The sequence below is a fragment of the Psychrobacter sp. SCQQ22 genome (assembly GCF_015864605.1).
Classification (GTDB): domain Bacteria; phylum Pseudomonadota; class Gammaproteobacteria; order Pseudomonadales; family Moraxellaceae; genus Psychrobacter; species Psychrobacter fozii.
This window is the reverse complement of sequence record NZ_JADYWZ010000003.1, coordinates 77,159-94,238: the sequence shown is the minus strand read 5'-3', so window position 1 is coordinate 94,238 and position 17,080 is coordinate 77,159. Positions and strand designations below refer to the sequence as shown.

The 17,080-nt window shown below is 42.8% G+C and carries 21 protein-coding genes; 5 read left to right on the top strand and 16 right to left on the bottom strand.

Going from position 1 to position 17,080, the window contains the following annotated elements:
• Positions 1-6: 6 nt before the first annotated feature.
• A complete protein-coding gene (gene yiaA, locus I6E84_RS05165; protein WP_197216595.1) occupies positions 7-564 on the bottom strand; it encodes an inner membrane protein YiaA in 558 nt (185 codons plus the stop codon).
• Positions 565-817: 253 nt separating this feature from the next.
• Between yiaA and I6E84_RS05160 the strand changes: the two genes are divergently transcribed.
• On the top strand, positions 818-964 hold the full coding sequence (locus tag I6E84_RS05160; RefSeq protein WP_265090848.1) for a YjbQ family protein: 147 nt from the start codon (positions 818-820) through the stop codon (positions 962-964).
• Complete coding sequence (locus I6E84_RS05155; protein ID WP_320158626.1) at positions 897-1,667, top strand: hypothetical protein; 771 nt, start codon at positions 897-899, stop codon at positions 1,665-1,667. The genes I6E84_RS05160 and I6E84_RS05155 overlap by 68 nt, the downstream gene beginning before the upstream one ends.
• Positions 1,668-1,766: 99 nt before the next feature.
• On the opposite strand, the gene I6E84_RS05150 is transcribed toward I6E84_RS05155, so the two are convergent.
• The 7 genes from I6E84_RS05150 to ffh all read right to left on the bottom strand — a co-directional run bounded on the left by I6E84_RS05150 (position 1,767) and on the right by ffh (position 8,271).
• Positions 1,767-2,426, bottom strand: a complete 660-nt coding sequence (locus I6E84_RS05150) for a DUF4112 domain-containing protein (RefSeq protein WP_197216593.1) — start codon at positions 2,424-2,426, stop codon at positions 1,767-1,769.
• Positions 2,419-3,336: a 4-hydroxybenzoate octaprenyltransferase gene (gene ubiA, locus I6E84_RS05145; RefSeq protein ID WP_197216591.1), complete on the bottom strand. Its 918-nt coding sequence runs from the start codon at positions 3,334-3,336 to the stop codon at positions 2,419-2,421. The genes I6E84_RS05150 and ubiA overlap by 8 nt, the downstream gene beginning before the upstream one ends.
• Positions 3,337-3,430: 94 nt before the next feature.
• On the bottom strand, positions 3,431-3,673 hold the full coding sequence (locus I6E84_RS05140; RefSeq protein ID WP_197216589.1) for a hypothetical protein: 243 nt from the start codon (positions 3,671-3,673) through the stop codon (positions 3,431-3,433).
• Positions 3,674-3,767: 94 nt separating this feature from the next.
• Positions 3,768-4,667: a class I SAM-dependent methyltransferase gene (locus tag I6E84_RS05135; protein ID WP_197216587.1), complete on the bottom strand. Its 900-nt coding sequence runs from the start codon at positions 4,665-4,667 to the stop codon at positions 3,768-3,770.
• 49 nt (positions 4,668-4,716) lie between these two features.
• Positions 4,717-5,559, bottom strand: a complete 843-nt coding sequence (locus I6E84_RS05130; RefSeq protein ID WP_197216585.1) for an undecaprenyl-diphosphate phosphatase — start codon at positions 5,557-5,559, stop codon at positions 4,717-4,719.
• An 89-nt stretch (positions 5,560-5,648) separates the two neighbouring features.
• A complete protein-coding gene (gene tsaB / locus I6E84_RS05125) occupies positions 5,649-6,341 on the bottom strand; it encodes a tRNA (adenosine(37)-N6)-threonylcarbamoyltransferase complex dimerization subunit type 1 TsaB (protein ID WP_197216920.1) in 693 nt (230 codons plus the stop codon).
• A gap of 379 nt (positions 6,342-6,720) precedes the next feature.
• Positions 6,721-8,271, bottom strand: coding sequence for a signal recognition particle protein (ffh, locus tag I6E84_RS05120; protein ID WP_197216583.1), 1,551 nt, complete (start codon positions 8,269-8,271; stop codon positions 6,721-6,723).
• 384 nt (positions 8,272-8,655) lie between these two features.
• Between ffh and I6E84_RS05115 the strand changes: the two genes are divergently transcribed.
• A complete protein-coding gene (locus tag I6E84_RS05115; RefSeq protein ID WP_413786940.1) occupies positions 8,656-9,447 on the top strand; it encodes an inner membrane protein YpjD in 792 nt (263 codons plus the stop codon).
• Between the two features lie 100 nt (positions 9,448-9,547).
• Here I6E84_RS05115 and purU read toward each other — a convergent pair whose 3' ends face one another.
• Complete coding sequence (gene purU / locus I6E84_RS05110) at positions 9,548-10,480, bottom strand: formyltetrahydrofolate deformylase (RefSeq protein WP_227681310.1); 933 nt, start codon at positions 10,478-10,480, stop codon at positions 9,548-9,550.
• A 455-nt stretch (positions 10,481-10,935) separates the two neighbouring features.
• On the opposite strand from purU, the gene rpmB reads away from it, so the two are divergent.
• Positions 10,936-11,172, top strand: a complete 237-nt coding sequence (gene rpmB, locus I6E84_RS05105; RefSeq protein ID WP_010201401.1) for a 50S ribosomal protein L28 — start codon at positions 10,936-10,938, stop codon at positions 11,170-11,172.
• Between the two features lie 133 nt (positions 11,173-11,305).
• Positions 11,306-11,461 carry a 50S ribosomal protein L33 gene (gene rpmG, locus I6E84_RS05100; protein ID WP_010201403.1) on the top strand — a complete coding sequence of 52 codons (156 nt, stop codon included), beginning with the start codon at positions 11,306-11,308 and terminating at the stop codon, positions 11,459-11,461.
• Positions 11,462-11,571: 110 nt separating this feature from the next.
• On the opposite strand, the gene I6E84_RS05095 is transcribed toward rpmG, so the two are convergent.
• The 7 genes from I6E84_RS05095 to I6E84_RS05065 form a co-directional block, all read right to left on the bottom strand.
• Entirely contained in the window at positions 11,572-11,883 is a 312-nt protein-coding gene (locus tag I6E84_RS05095) for a hypothetical protein (RefSeq protein ID WP_110923263.1), read from the bottom strand.
• 184 nt (positions 11,884-12,067) lie between these two features.
• On the bottom strand, positions 12,068-12,379 hold the full coding sequence (locus tag I6E84_RS05090) for a hypothetical protein (RefSeq protein WP_110923264.1): 312 nt from the start codon (positions 12,377-12,379) through the stop codon (positions 12,068-12,070).
• 120 nt (positions 12,380-12,499) lie between these two features.
• A complete protein-coding gene (locus tag I6E84_RS05085; protein WP_197216581.1) occupies positions 12,500-12,856 on the bottom strand; it encodes a hypothetical protein in 357 nt (118 codons plus the stop codon).
• Positions 12,857-13,007: 151 nt separating this feature from the next.
• Positions 13,008-13,697: a ribulose-phosphate 3-epimerase gene (gene rpe, locus I6E84_RS05080; RefSeq protein ID WP_197216579.1), complete on the bottom strand. Its 690-nt coding sequence runs from the start codon at positions 13,695-13,697 to the stop codon at positions 13,008-13,010.
• 112 nt (positions 13,698-13,809) lie between these two features.
• Positions 13,810-14,058, bottom strand: coding sequence for a TIGR03643 family protein (locus I6E84_RS14250; protein WP_320158630.1), 249 nt, complete (start codon positions 14,056-14,058; stop codon positions 13,810-13,812).
• 298 nt (positions 14,059-14,356) lie between these two features.
• Positions 14,357-15,247 (bottom strand): S-formylglutathione hydrolase, encoded by an 891-nt coding sequence (fghA, locus tag I6E84_RS05070; RefSeq protein ID WP_197216574.1) that lies wholly within the window; start codon positions 15,245-15,247, stop codon positions 14,357-14,359.
• Positions 15,248-15,286: 39 nt separating this feature from the next.
• Positions 15,287-16,765 carry a C13 family peptidase gene (locus tag I6E84_RS05065; RefSeq protein ID WP_197216572.1) on the bottom strand — a complete coding sequence of 493 codons (1,479 nt, stop codon included), beginning with the start codon at positions 16,763-16,765 and terminating at the stop codon, positions 15,287-15,289.
• Positions 16,766-17,080: the final 315 nt, after the last annotated feature.

Here is a 17,080-nt window from a genome sequence, read left to right as displayed (position 1 = left end):
AAGGCTTTACTCGTTGCCTTCCATTTTAGATTTAACCGAACCAAAAAGTGACTTGCCAGAATCAGGCTGACTATTCACTTCTTTATCAATATTTATGCCGCTGTTGTTATTAAACCCTGTCACAGGCGTTATCAGCTTTCGAACTTGCTCCTCATCACGAGTATTCTTCTGAATGGTAACAGCGGCAAATAAACTAAGCGTAAATGCCATCATATAAAAGCCTCTCTCACTCAATATCAACCCATCTGCATTTACGAGTCCAATCACAATGAGGGCAATGGACAATCCTAGAGCAGCCCAACTTATCATGTAATACAAATTGGTTGTTGGAATACCTTCTGCACGGTCACGAATCGTCTTTTGCAAACTGATGGCGGCATATAAACCAAGTGCTAAAACAGCTAGATAATAGCCCTTTTCATTTAACAACATGCTTTGTGCATTCCATAGTCCAATCAGGTATGCCAATACACCTATCAGCATTGCCCCCCAAGAGATACCTATATAAGTAGTCGTTGGTTTGTAAGCCGCTAGCTGACTTTCAGTAATTGTATCGTTATTCATTACCATTCCTAAGTGTATGTAGACTAACATTCATTAACGAAGCACGACATTTATCGACCTCCGTTTTTCCTTAACATAACACAATCGTATTATGTTGTAAGCTAAAATGTCTACTAATAGCTGAAATCCCAATTCATATATCAAATTAGATAATCGATCTATTACTATAAGAACACTTATAATGACAACCAATTAGATATATTATCACTATATAACAAAACGTTCGGATGACTTACCAGCCCATTTTAAAAGCATGCTGTTTGGCGTGAGTTTGACCATTCCACTTATTAATGGAACGCTAGGATTGGGGTCGTGGCAAGGTATTTACTTGTGTGAGCATAGAGACCATCTCGAAAAACATGGCGAGCAGCGAAATCTGGTTATTACGGTTAATATTTAACAGCACCACTGACTCTTGCATCTTACTGTGCTTAAATAAAGCACGCTTATTGGATAACCGCCTTATTATGAACAACCTTACTTTAAACCTACTAAAATCCAAATTTTACTATAAAGTAATCCCTGCTGTTTTCTTTAGTGCACTGCTACTGACTGCCTGCCAAAAAGATCCGGAACCTGAAGCAGCTAATGAAGTACAGACGGAAACAGCGGTACAAACAACGCCCGTCACGACCAATATCAACGGCATTGATGCTGATAAAAGCTTAGACAGCAATACCGACAGTACCACAGCGCAACCAACCGATTCAGAGAGTGATATTAACTTGAGTGAGTTAGAGGGTGATCTTAATACGACTAATACAGCAGCAAACAGTGCTGCTGTAGCACCCAATCCTGAACAAGCCATCAAAGGTGCACAAATCACGGATGTCCGTTATAAAAATGCAGCAGGTGAAACCCTATCCGTTGTCTTTCAAACCTCGGCAGCAGGCATGCTTAATGCTATCGTCACTTTGCCCAATAAACCAAAGCTGACGCTAAGTGCACCAGAAGGCCAAGGTAATAACCCTACCTATCGCTCAAAAGATGGCAGTATCGAGCTGGTCAGTCATGCTGGTGGTGGTACTATCGACCTTGTCCAAAATAACAAAATTACTAGCTTTGATGCGGTAAGTGCGGAAGCAGAAGTCATCACTGAGTAATATCTAAGCCTTAACATTTATAAAAATTTGCCATAAAAAAGGCGGCATACGTTACGATTAAATAGTAACGTATGCCGCCTTTTTGATTGTTGCTTTATTTTAGCCAAACCCAGTGGTTTGCCCAAACAGGCTGACCAACCAACTTATCACTGCCCATAATCCCCAACCAATCACCACAATGACGATTAATCCTAAAATATCAGGGATATGCAGATATAGCCAAGCGGCGATTGGATTACGCCAAAAGCGACTTTGTTGTTGCTTGTCTTCTAGGGATTGATGTAAAAATGGTCGATCCATATGCATCGTTTCGGTGATGCCATACTCATCATGTAGATGCTCGTGCACGATACCCAATGTCTTACGACTCGGACGAATAAATATATCGAGCAGCGTCCCAATACCAGGCACGATACCTACTACCATATCAATCAATGCCAATCTGACAGCCGGCGTCATCTTATTTGCTGGCACACCCAATTGACGACCCAATATAAATGCATAGCTCGTCAGTGCCAATCCTGCCAAATCGCCCGCCAACGGAATGGTTGAAAGCGCGGCATCCGCACCCATACCTTGTTTGGTAAACGGTATCCGTACTAACGAATCCATTGTATTGGCAAACTTTGCCAATTTACGCTCGGTCGCAATGACTTGCTCGCGTGTGAGACCATGCTCAGCCAGTCTTGCCTGATAATCGATAATAGGCGTATTAGCGGCAGAACTTCCTTTCGCTTTTAATTTCGACAATTTATCCATTGAACGTCGTCCATATACAAGCGATGGCAATGAGAGCAAAGACGTAACGTCCTACCCAAATGTTAGCCAAAAATGCCTGAAAGCAAGCCAATGCATTGTAGCTAGCACAAGCACTGTTTTGCTTGGCAAACATCATAGCGACTAATGCCAAACCAAATACTGGCGTAACACCCAACGTAGTCGGCGCAAAATAATGCCACATAACCACGCCCATAATGAGCAAAAAGAGAGTTTGTAGCAGCGAGATGATAATAACGTCATAGCGGCCAAATAATATCGCCGTTGATTTTACCCCAATTTTCAAATCGTCCTCGCGGTCAGCCATTGCATACTGCGTATCGTAAGCCACCGTCCAGCACATATAGGCTAAAAACAATAACCAACACCAGATATCAGGAGCACCTTGTACGGCCACATAAGCCATCGGTATCGCCCAACCAAAAGCTGCTGCTAAAAATACTTGCGGCAAATGTGTATAACGTTTCATAAAGGGATAAATAAACGCCAATATAACGGCACCAAGCGACCAATAAAACGCCGCGACAGGCAAGAAAAATAACAGACTGGCACTTAATAACACCAACACCAAAAACGCAGCGACGGCTTCTTTACCTGATAAACGCCCGTCAGCTAATGGGCGTCCTTTGGTACGGGTCACATGGCCATCTACTTTTCGATCAGCAAAGTCATTAATCGCACAACCAGCCGCCCGCATAAAAATCGCACCTAGCGCAAATATTATAAATATTTTGAGATTTGGCAGCGCTGCCGTTGCTCCTTGCTGCTGCGCTTGACCCATCGCAGCCAGCAGCACGCCCCATAATGTTGGCCATAGTAGCAACTCAATGCCCACTGGCTTATCAAAACGGGTTAGCTGGATATAAGCTTGTAATTTTTCTTTAAATGTCATGGCTTTTTATTATCATCAATTAAATACTTTGTGTGCGTGTTTATAGACTTTGCTAAGAGCGCCTAGAATGACTGCTTAACGAACTGACTGCTGGCTACTGAACTTGTTTCCATAATCGATTGGCTTCGACCAGTGACAGCTCAGGATACTGTTTGCGTAACGCTTTAATCGCCGGAATCTTATCTTTCTTTGCTGCTTGCTGACGCAAAAAAGCCAATTGCTCTTGTGGATTGCTCAGCTCTTTTAGACGCGCTTCAAGCCGAAGGATTCGGGTACGCAAAATGATATTGATCAATAATAGCACCGCACCCATAGCCCAAATAATTAGCGTTGACATTCCTTGCTCCTAAATCCATTAATTTCAAACTTAATGATTATAAACCTGCTAACTAAGGCGCGTCCTTATCACCAAATACCATAGTTAAAGCGTTCTAAACAAAATAACCGTCAAAACGAACTGCTTCATTGTGCCAGCTTTCATTGGGTTGTTGGCTTGCTAACAATGGCGCATGCTGAGGACGTTTTACGATAACGCGCCCAGAGTGCTGCGCATGCTTACTGACAACAGTCTTTGCCGATGCTAGCAGCTGGCATTCTTCATCGAGTGTTGGAGGGCTTGCCAATTGATGCAATGCTTGCATGTGCTTACCAACTTTAGCGCCCTTACCTGTCTTACTATCTTGATAGCTATCCTCTGGAAACATAGGGTCCAGATAGACGACATCGATGACGTTACTCTCGCTAGCATCTGACTCAACGTCTAGTCCTTCAAAATAACTAAGCGCATCCGTATTTATGATATGTAAGCGTGACATCAGCTTTTGCCAATTCGGCAATGTACTCATGCGCTGCTGCTCTGCAAGTAAGAGCAATGCCATCAATGGCTTCTGCTCAAGCATGAAGATTTGGGCGCCCGTACTGCCCAATATCAAGCTATCATGCCCAAAGCCCGCCGTCGCATCAATGACGAAGCTATCCGATGTGAGCTTGGCAGCTTGTAATAGCAATTCAGACTTTCGTCCTGCACTCACCACACGACGTTGCAGTTTGTCCCACTCTGGTGCGACACTCAACCCATCACTAAGCCATGATAGTTTATTTTTATCATCCAATAACAAAATAGGTTGAATGGCTGTTTGGCTTAATTGCTGACGACGCTTTTGCGTTAACTTATCGACAGACAACTCAGCTTTTAATTCGATTGGTAATCGGTGCTGCTCTATCAATACTTGCAAGCTATCCACTTGCTCTTGCTGCGACTCACTCACATAGAGTAACTGGCATTGCATCAAGGCATTAGCCTGCTTAGAAGCGTGTTGCAAACTGCTCATAACTGCCCTCTTTTTTACTGCTTATAAGGCTATAAACCATCGTGATGGCTTAACCTGCCATTTGATAACCAAAGCCCCAAGCAGCGACCAGCACGATAACACCCGTAATGATGCGTAACCAAGCAAAGATCGTAAAGTCACGACGGCTCACCCATGCTACTAGCAGGCGAATACAGAGTAAAGCGACGATAAACGATACGATGGTGCCGATGCCCAGTACTAACCAATCTTCACTGTTGGTCAATACGTCACCATGTTTGATTAAGTCTAATAGTGCCGCGCCTACGATAACTGGAATACCTAAAAAGAATGAAAACTCTGCTGACGCTTTGCGCGAGACACCAAGCCACAGTGCACCAATAATAGTCGCACCCGAGCGTGAGGTCCCTGGTATGAGAGCTAGACATTGAAGCAGACCAATCATCAGCGCAGTTTTCATGCTGACGTCTTCTGCCTCTTCTGCAATGACCGTCTTAGGGCATTTTTCTACATAAAATATCAGCAGACCGCCGATGATAAGCATAATCGCGACAACGATTGGATTAAATAAATAAGCTTTAATCTCATCAGCGAAGGTAAAACCAACGATCATCACAGGAATGGTGGCGACAATTAGGCTAAGTCCCAGCTGTCTTGGATTGGTCATGCCCTCTGCTTTACCCGTTAGCAACCCCATAAGCGCTTGCCATAGTCTGCCCCAATAGTCATAGATAACGGCCAAGATAGCACCCAGTTGGACGACGACGACAAACAAGTCGACCTTTTCTTTGGTCCAAAATCCCATTACATCTGCTGATAAAATTAGGTAGCCAGTGCTAGAAATGGGTAAAAATTCAGTGATACCTTCAACGATACCCATGATGACAGCTTGAATTAATAAAATGATATCCACGGTGGCTTTCCTAGATACAGACCTATTGGTTAGTACAGTTTTTAGTGTGTTGTTGTATTTTACATAGTGCTAAAAATGATGGGGATTGACTACGCTTTACCTTGCTCTTTAAGGGTTTTCCAAGCTTGGTTACGTAAGTATTTTGGTAAAGCTTGTGATGCTTCGGTCCCACCTACCGCCATAAACTGGGCGATACCGAGCTGACCGATAACTACTGCATTCGGCGACACGTCTTCATGAAAAATCTGATTATCACGCAATGTTAATAGACCTGAGCCATTACCGACGATGGCTATATCGAGCGTAGTCTGACTGTCATAATCTAACAGCTGCTCGGTGCTATCGCTATCATTGGCCAAGACTGGCTGCATAATGGCTGCTTCACTATCGATTACTGCATACTGCCCAAAATATACTTGCTGCATACGGGCATCAAGCGCGCTATATACTTGCGTCAGACCATACTGCTGATACGCACTCTGAGCAATGGCTTGCAAACTTGAGACGCCCACACAGGGAATATCATGTGCCACAGACAATGCCTGTACTACAGCTGTATTGATGCGGATACCACTAAATGCACCAGGCCCTCGATTGAATATTAATGCCTGTATATCAGCAAGCTTTAATTGCGCTTCGGATAAGGCCGCATCAATCATCGGTAAAATTTGCTGAGTCTGCTGGCGCTTACCTGTTTCGGTATGACTCGATAGCACCTGACCATTCGAATCCAAAATTGCGATTGAGCACTGATCAAACACGGTATCCATTGCTAAAAACATCATAACCTCGGCTTGTACTTTTGGTGTTCTAAATTGGCTTGTCAGCTTTTAATCATTTTTTATAACGATTTATCATTTGTACATTGTAAAAATACTGACAGAATAAAACAGCGCCTATCATAGCATTTAGGGCAGACGAATTTTATTACTTTCTGCGTTTTCCATACTTTATCCATGAGTGCTGAATTGAATTAAAGGAAAAGAAAAAACCTCAAAACCATATCAGTTTTGAGGTTTCCATCAGAAAGTCATAGACAGTACAGTCAGCTATAGTTGATTCTGTTTAAAAGAGATACAAGGCAACCGAGTACAGATGTATATGTGATACTTCAAGCGAGGTTAACGCTGCAGCTCTTTTATAAAGGATTGACTATATTTTTTAAAAGCGGGTTTTAAACTTCTTTGGCGCTTGATTCTGCATTTCCTGCATCTGCTTTTGCATCTCTTCGGTGCTCGGCATGTTATTTGGATCAAGGCCCATCTGCTTTGCCATTTGTTCTGGGTTCACATCTTTCGGGCTGCCTTGTTGACCGCCGCCACCGAATAGTGGGCCACCACCGCCGCCACCTGCTCCACCGCCGCCCATCAACCCTTGCATAGACTTCATCATTTTACTGATGCCTTCAGGCTTGGAGATCATTTTCATCATTTTGGCCATTTGCTTATGTTGCTTGAGCAAACGATTGACGTCTTGAATCTCGTGGCCAGAACCAGCAGCAATACGACGCTTACGACTTGGATTAATCTTATCAGGGTTTTTACGCTCAAATGGTGTCATAGAATTGATTAACGCTTCCATTTCACGCACTTTTTCTTCTGGCTTGGCATCTTCGACTGCTTTTTGCATATCAGAGCCGCCCATACCTGGCATCTTGTCTAAAAATCCTGCCATGCCGCCCATACTTTTCATTTGCTGGAACTGCGTCAAGAGATCCTCAAGGTCGAACTCGCCGCCCTTTTGCATCTTTTTCGCCATTTTTTCAGCTTTATCACGGTCGATTTTTTGCTCGACTTCTTCCACTAAACTCAGTACATCACCCATACCAAGAATACGCTGAGCAATACGCTCAGGATGGAACAGCTCTAACTCATCTAGTTTCTCACCGCGACCTAAAAACTTAATCGGCTTACCTGTGATCGCACGTACAGAAAGTGCAGCACCACCGCGTGCATCACCATCTGTTTTGGTCAGAATAACACCTGTCAACGGCAACGCATCATTAAAGGCTTTGGCGGTATTGGCAGCATCTTGACCTGTCATTGCATCAACGACAAATAGCGTCTCAGATGGATTAACCGCTGCAGTCAGCGCCTTAATCTCATCCATCATCGTGTCATCAATATGTAGACGACCAGCAGTATCGATAATCAAAATATCTTGATATTGGATTTTTGCTTCTTCGATAGCACGCAGCGCGATATCGATTGGGTTTTCGTCAGCGCTTGAATTCACAAACTTGGCATTTACCTGACCTGCTACTTGCTCAAGCTGCTTGATGGCGGCTGGACGATAGACATCAGCTGAAACCAACATGACTTTTTTCTTATGACGCTCTTGTAAAAACTTGGCCAACTTACCTGCAGTAGTGGTTTTACCCGCACCTTGCAGACCTGCAAGCAAATAAACAACAGGTGGCTTACCAGTCATCTCTAGCTGTTGATTGGCACTGCCCATCATCTCAGTCAGCTCGTCATGGACGATTTTGACAAATGCTTGTCCTGGAGCTAGCTCTTTTAGGACTTCAGCACCAAGTGCTTGCTCTTTAACACGCTTAACAAAGTCGCGAGTGACAGGTAGCGCCACATCAGCTTCCAGTAGCGCCATGCGCACTTCACGCATAGTGTCTTTGATGTTGTCTTCGGTCAGCTGTCCAGTACCCACGATATTACGCAGGCTCGACGATAAGCGTTCTGTTAAGGTATCAAACATAAATAACTCTCAGTTAAAATAATTCTCGGTTAAACCATTTGAATGGCTTATAAATAATATTCGGGTGCATTATGAGATGTTAGCCATTGGCTCACATTCTCTAAAAATGCCCTATAAAAATCGTATTATCAATACTATAGCATCAAGCAGGCGCAAAACTTATAGGGTTTTTGCAAAATCATTCGCTCCTAAATATATCATTTAGGGCTATCCGTTCTATTTAACTTACTCTGGCTAAACATTTATAAGGAATACGCAAGATGGTACTCAATTGGCTGCCATTTTATGATAAATTGGATAATTATTCTAATCATTCCAATAATACCACTTTAGCATTCACCTGAGCGGCTATTTTCACTCAGTATGAGACGAGGCTTTATGTCTGTGCACCTTGCATTCTTACTTGCTAGCCTAGCTTATATCTTAGTCAGCATTTACATCGGTTGGGCGCTGATTCGAAGTACACCTATTCGGAAAGACATCAGCTTGGGTCTATTGACGGCTGGCATGGTCGCGCACGCAGTGCTGCTCTATCCCTACGTCGTAACCCTTTATGGTCTAAATTTTAATCTGTTTAATACCATTAGCCTGATTAGTTTGTTTTTCTTGTTTTTCTACATGCTATTTAGTCTCTATCGCCCCATCATTAGCCTTGGCATCTTAGCAGCGCCAACGGCACTCATGGGCATGACCATTGGTTATGTTGGTCGTGCACCTTATCAGCCCATCACTGATATCAGCATTGGGCTTGAGGCTCATATACTGCTCTCTCTTGCCGCCTATTGTGTGCTGCTGATGGCAGCGGTGCAAGCGCTATTTTTACGCCTACAAATCCGCGAGCTAAAGCATCATACGATTCATCGGTTTTGGGTCAATAAACTCCCGTCACTACAAAGTATGGAAAGCTTATTATTCGATATGCTTTTGGTGGGCTTTGTCTTGCTCAGTATTGCGCTCGGCATTGGATTTGTCTATGTGCAAGACCTGATGGCGCAGCACATTGTCCATAAGACCGTCTTTAGCCTACTCTCATGGCTGCTATTTGGCACACTACTATTCGGTAGTTGGCGCGCAGGGTGGCGTGGTAAGCGTGCTGCCAACATTACTATTTACGCCTTTATCTTACTGGCCATTGGTTTTGTCGGTAGCAAGTTTGTTTTAGAGATGCTGCTATAAAAGATAAAGTCAGCAAAGGCATCATGGTCGACAGCAATACTTATTACTGCCGACTGCCATCGTATTAGATAAGTCTTCTATTTCTTCTATTCGCTTTGTCTTAGTTAAAAACCACGGTCTTGTTACCTGCCACAATCACACGGTTCTGCACATGCCAGTTCACAGCGCGCGCCAGTACATTACGCTCGATATCACGGCCAATAGCACGCAGTTCTGTCACACCTTGACGATGCGTCACACGATGCACATCTTGCTCTATGATAGGCCCTTGATCCAGTTCAGCAGTGACATAATGCGCCGTTGCACCGATCAGCTTCACGCCTTTATCATAGGCTTGACGATAAGGATCTGCTCCCACAAAGGCTGGTAAGAATGAATGATGAATGTTGATAACTTGCATCGGCCAACGCTTCACAAAATCAGACGATAATATCTGCATATAACGCGCCAATACGAGCAAGTCATTGCCTGCCATCAATTCATGAATCTGCTCTTCTGCTTCAGCTTTATTATTCTTAGTCACTGGTACGTGATGGAAGGTGATACCAAAGTTTTCTACCGATTGACGTAGATCAGGATGGTTGCTGACGACAGAGGTAATCTCGCAATCAAGCAGACCGCGCTGATGACGCCATAACAAATCTAATAACGCGTGATCAAACTTCGATACCAAAATACCGACCTTGGTTTTAATTGCATTATTGTGTAGTCGCCATTCCATATTGTGGCGTTTGGCGACCGTATGACCAAAACTGGCTTCAAAATTATCAATAATATCGCTCAGTCCTGCTAAGGCAAACTCTAAACGCATAAAATACTGACCGCCTTCATGGGCAGTTGAATACTGATCGAGAGTAATGATATTGGCGCCATAGCGATGTATAAACTCAGATACGGCTTGTACGATGCCTGCTTGATCTTTGCATTTAATCAGCAATGTCGCGGTATCGATAGCAACTGGAGCGGCTGTATTTATAGAAATGGTACTCGACTGTATATTCGATGATGAAACCGTTTTTGTATTATCTGACATAGTAAGCCCAATTAAAAATAAAACTCGCTACTAGGTTCAAATGCTAGTAGCACAGGAAACTGGCTATTTTAGTCTTTTTTGCGAGTCTTTGCTGACTGAGTTGATGATTTTTTATAATAACTGATACAAAATAACCTCAAGTGAAAATTAATCTTTACTATTAAACAATCAACAACATAGCCCATTCATTTCAGGGTATAATGACCACCCTTTAAACCAACAATAATCATAAAAATATTTGAGTATTCATCTCTTTTATGGTATAAATGTCGGCTTTAAAATTTTCTGAATTGGTATGCTTGTTATTTGCCTTTAGATAACAGTAATATCAACTCAACATTCATATAGTTTTGTTTGGTGCAAAGCTGCCGCTTGCTGTGTCCATGCCGCAAAAACGTGCAACTTGCCCAGACTGGTATGAGAAAAACTCATACCTCATAGATTAGGAGTTCGCCATGTCTCGAGTTTGCCAAGTGACTGGAAAGCGCCCTATGGTGGGTAATAATGTTTCGCACGCAAACAACAAAACCCGTCGTCGCTTTCTACCAAACCTTCATAACCATCGTTTTTGGGTAGAGTCTGAAAATCGTTTTGTACGTCTACGTGTGTCTACCAAAGGTATGCGCACTATTGACAAACTTGGTATCGATAAAGTGCTAGCAGATATGCGCGCACAAGGTCAAAAAGTTTAAGTTAAGACTTGCAGCTTGATATGTTGATAATTTTCAGCAGTTGGGCTGCTTTTCTGCTACATCTTATGTAGCTACTTAATATTTTAGATCCGTACCTATCGTTTGAAGACCCCTCATTTACAGGAAAGCTATCATGAGAGATAAAATTAAGTTAGTATCAACAGCTGGTACTGGGTATTACTACACCACTACTAAAAACAAGCGCACTATGCCTGGCAAAATGGAAATCAAAAAGTTTGATCCAAAAGTACGCCAGCATGTGATCTTTAAAGAAGCTAAAATCAAATAATTACCATTTTTATCAATGGTTTTATCTGAAAAAAAAGGGTTTATCAATTGATAAACCCTTTTTTTCGTTTTAATTAATTATCCATCACTAGCGACTAATCAAATCACTTATCAGCTGTAGTGCGTCGGCTCTTTATCATAGACATGTGCATGCCATTGGCTCATCTGCTTTTGCATAATGACCTGAATCGCTGCATGAATCATGTGCTGACCAATCGCTTGGGTATCACTACCAAGCAGCTCTTTGAGTTTTTCAGAAAAATCAATGGTCATCAATGGTGCTTCATCTTGTTCGGCATCACGCAATAGCAACCTACCATCATCCGCTTCTACTAGCTCAAGTGTGGTCTCTTTGGCAAATCCTGCAAATTGATCGGTACTCTCGTTATCTACTTCTATATCGTTATCGATATCGTATGGCATGAATTTGCTCCTTATTATCCCGTCCAATACTGGCAAAAAATCGCATGTAGCCACATTATTGTTTTACAGTAATACGGGTAAAACTGTCTTACTCATACAATGGACGCTTTCACCTTAGAATTCAAGGGCTGTCACATAAGTCTTCTACATAGATGAGCACTTAAATAAGATATTTCTTATAAAATCAATGCCAGTAACGCAGCTTTCCTAAGGTAAATAAGAAGGCCACAAACATGCCAAGGTAATAAACAAGCTTTAGCTCAAGCGTGCGATCTCGATATTTGAACGGTAGTGCAACGGTGGCAGTCGCGGTAGGCAGTATCAACAGCATGAGTAGCCAGTTTTCAATGACATTTAGCCAACCTTGTAAATCCGTGCCATTACGTAACGAAGCCAAGCCCAATAGCAAACACGCTATAATTAAGCTCGTAAATAAACCGTTTGGTAAATCTTTTGGGTAAATAATTCTGGCAATACTGGCTGGCATAATTCGCATGTAAAATCCCAGTCATACTTATATAGCATGACTTCATGATTAAAAAGTGTATAGAAAACAGCTTATAAAATATGACAATGCTACCTGTATTAAGTAGCATCGTCTTTGCTGCTAAAGCCTTTAACTATAAGTACCCATCAACCATAGCATCGAAATACAAGACGTCAAATAGCCCAAACTAATAGCATTCCAGCTCTCGATATGCATACCTTTAACCTTGTTAAAAATACGTGATCCTACCCAGAACAGCAAGGGAATACCAAGTATAAATGAAGGCACGATTACGGCTGCATGGCGCAATACTTCTCCGACATCATCGCCGACCATTAGACGAAAGCCATAACCTGCTAGACTGAGAACGAGCGCAAACACCGCTAGGCCAATAGTGATACCTTTCGGTACCAAGCTGCGTTGCGGCGCTGTGCTTACTGATGATTCTGGCGACACTGACGAGTTGATTGAATTTTTTATGTCCATATTTCACCTACCTTTACGTAACTTGCTGTTAGGCATCGTTATAAGTTATACAGCATATTTTAAGACTCTTTTGCTCCAATAGCATCGGGGCATTTTCACTATCACACTATACGGCAGTGACTGGCAGTTATTGACAGCTTATTGGCAATTATTAACAGTTATTGGCCAATGCAAGCTCTACACGCATGGCGTCGATAGCAGCCTTATAGTCTTCTTGGTTAAATATCGCAGAACCTGCAACGAACATATCAGCGCCCGCCTCAGCTATCGCACGAATATTACTGACTTTGACACCACCATCGACTTCTAATCTAATATCTCGGCCACTGGTAATAATACGCTGACGAACTTGGCGCACTTTGTCCAGAGTTCCCTCAATAAATGACTGGCCACCGTAGCCAGGATTGACACTCATCAGTAGAATTTGATCTACTTTGTCCATGACATAATCTAAATAATGCAATGGCGTTGCTGGATTCAATACCAAACCACATTCAGCACCACCATCTTTAATGAGCTGTAACGAACGGTCAATATGTCCACTGGCTTCTGGATGGAAAGTAATAATGCTCGCACCCGCTTCCAAGAACTGCTCAATCATACTATCGACAGGTGACACCATCAGGTGTACATCGATAGGTGCATCAATGCCATAATCACGCAGCGCCTTACAAATCATACTACCAAACGTCAAATTGGGTACGTAATGATTGTCCATCACATCAAAATGAATCACATCGGCACCTGACTCTAATACCTTTTCAACTTCTTCGCCTAAACGTGCAAAATCAGCTGAGAGTATCGATGGTGCAATAAGATATGGTTTAGAAGGACTAATCATAATTGAGCTACCTAATTGATGTATAAATAAAGTATTAATAAAATAGAAAGAAACTTGCAACTGGTGTGTCTATTATAGCAGGCATCAAGCGACTGATATTGAGCGCAGATGACTAGCGCTGCTTGTACTGAGTTTTACAATAAGCACGCCCAACACCAAAATCTCGTTTTGCTTGATGTTTGGTAGCGCGGTTGCTCATTCGCTGACGCCATAACCGAAAAGACGACGGCTTAAGCTCTTGGCGCATGAGTTTGATAACCCCTGCTTCATTGAGACCATAGCTGTGCTCGATAGCACCAAACGGTGTCCTGTCTTCCCATGCCATCTCTATCACTCTCGAGACTTGAGTCTCATCAAGCACTCTATCGCCCGCGTCATTGATATTTTTTGCAATAAACTCATCTGAGTTAGCCTTCGAGACTTGTTCACTATTGCTATGCTGCTTATTTTTTAGAGCAGCATCCATTTCGGCTTGCATGGTCTCAAGTGCTGACTGCGCACTTTTAGACTCTGAGTGGGTGTTACGTGTTGAATGGGCATCACGTATTGAATTCGCATCGGAATTAGATGCGGTTAAATCTTGATAACTTGCCATAGTTTTACCTTTTAAACATTAGCGCGTATTGAGCGGCTTAGTGAAAAGCGTTCAATATCAATGCCTAGCTAAGTTGTGCCGTGCGCCAATGATGTTCGATATGGTCGTTGATAACGCTCTGAATAAAATAATAACTGTGGTCGTGACCCGCCTGATAACGCAATGTTAAAGGCTGTTTGGCTTTTTCACAAGCCTGTTGTAACTTAGACGTTTGCAACTGACCTTCTGCTAAGAAGTTATCCGCAGCGCCTTGATCAACCAAAATACTTGAGTACTGCTGACCGACTTTTTCGATCATTTTTGAGGCATCTGCTTGCGACCATAGTGACTCGTCTTCACCAAAATACTCAGTGTAAGCAGCCTCACCCCATGCTGACTCACTGGCAGCGCATACTGGCGACAGTGCAGAAACACTGACAAACTTACTTGGGAATTTAAATCCTAAAAGCAGCGCACCGTGACCACCCATCGAGTGCCCTGTGATACCAATGCTATGGATTGGGAACTCTGAGCGCAGCAAGTCATATAACTCATCGACGATATAGCTTTGCATATTGAAGTTGTCTGCCCAAGGTGCTTGGGTAGCGTCGACATAATAGCTAGCCCCTTGACCCACAAAATAGCGTTCATCATTAGGCACATCATAGCCTTCACTACTGCGAGGAGAAGTATCAGGTGCGATCAATATCATGCCAAGCTCACTACACTTCTGCTGGAAATGCGCTTTGTGCGTGACATTGTCAGCATTACAAGTAAGACCTGATAAGTAGAGAATCGCTGGGCAAAGTCGGCCAGCAAGCGCTTCGTCAGGCAGATAAATGCTGAACGTCATTGGCGTTTTGGTAGACGTTGATTGATGGCTATAATAATGCTGCTCACCATCAAAACAGCGATTCACACTTTTCTTTGTCAGCGGTGAGTTGGCGGATAAACTGTGATTATAAGAATGATTCATGAGTGATGTTCCTTTTGTTCAAAGCAAAATACACAATATTTAGTTTGTAGTACTGGCGGTCTCAACGACTGGCTGATTACCATCATTGTTATTAACGATATTAATAGCCGTATCGGACTCGTTAGTGATACTAGCGACAGATGGTCGAGTGTTATCAAATAACACTTGTTCGAACGCAGGCAATGCTGTTTCCATGAGACTACCAATGACCATCTGCGGCTCTGATGGCTCAAAGCCCATCAAGCTTTCACGTTCACTAACACGCAATCTCGCGTCTTTAAATGCTGTCTCAAAACTGGTGTTACTTCGCAGACTCTCAGCAAAAAATGCTTGCCCAAAGTAAGTCATCTCTGCTGTATTGGTACAGCCAAATGAAGCTTTATCAGCAGCAGAGGCGGTAATCACCACAGTGGTTGGAGATGCTAAATCATCGATAAATGAGCCTGAATAACAAGCAGATACTACAATTACACGCCAGCGAATACCTGACGCATCTAGTGCCTCACGTAGCCAAGCGGCATCTAAATTATCCATCTCAATCGGTGGATTTGCCAGTTGTACGATGTCCTCGTTGCCATGTGAAGATAGCGTGAGGAATAACACATCTTCGTCGGCATTCATCTGCTGACCGATTCTTTTTAGACCACGCAAGATACTCGTCTTGGTAGCGATTGGCTCATCCATCCAGCTATAGGTGTTGTTAATCAATGAGAGTGAGTGCCCGCTGGTGCCAAAACGCACATCGAACAGCTCACGTACCTTATTAATTTCAGAACGGAAAACGTTTTGATCAGAGAAGCCTGCAACGCCCATAAAATACCAGTCAGTCTTACCTGACGTACTTGGATCAATGCTATTTAATGCTTGCTGTAATAAACGTGGCTGCTCATATAATGCAGCTTCTTCTAAAACAGGCTCTACAGGAATCTGCTTAAATATCGGTTGGTCAGCGACATTACGCTGCCAAATCGTGAGAAGTGCAACAGCACCTACCAGTACGATCACCCGCTCCCACCACGGTATACGCAAGCGATGGAAGAAAATCCACATCAACGCTAACGTCTGCCATAAGAACAGCACTAAAAATAAGACGGGTAAAAATGAATAACTCCAATTGGGCAACCAACCATAGCTACTCAAGTATTGCACCAAGCTCTGTAATAGCGCTGACAATGTATCAGCAACCAACCACAACACCACGGGCACAAAAACCAGCGCTTGATTACCAGCACGCCGTGCCAGAATAATGCCGCTCAATAGGATAATCATCGGCCAAATTAGATAACTGACCAACCCTTGCTCATTAAAGATACTGCCACTTTCGGCAGCCAACCAAGAAAACAATACATTGCTACCGAGTGCTAATAGTGCAAACACAGCAAACTGTATAAAAGTGGGTTTGACCCAAGAAAACGCACGCGTCGACCCTACCAGCATCCATAAGGTTGCAATAATATTGGCAGCGAAGTTGAGCGAAAAGCGCTGAAGAGATACGGTTTTTAACGACGCAAGTGACAAAGACTTAGACCTCTAGCCAGCCGAGAAAATAAAGTGAGTCAATGATAAGTATAGTCGGGGTAATTTAGAGTTAATACAAGGCAACCGAGTATAAATAGTACAGCTGTACCACACACAAGATTGGCACCGTATCAATCTACCAATACTTTGACTATATTTTGATATGTTAGCCATTTAATGCCATTAATTTACATTTTTGCATGGCATATAAATATCAATTTTATATTTAATTCACTATGAAATGATTATAAGCGGCATTAAATACTGACTAATAGTTTAGCTCGCTAATCTATCGCGATTGTAACGGATTGTCGG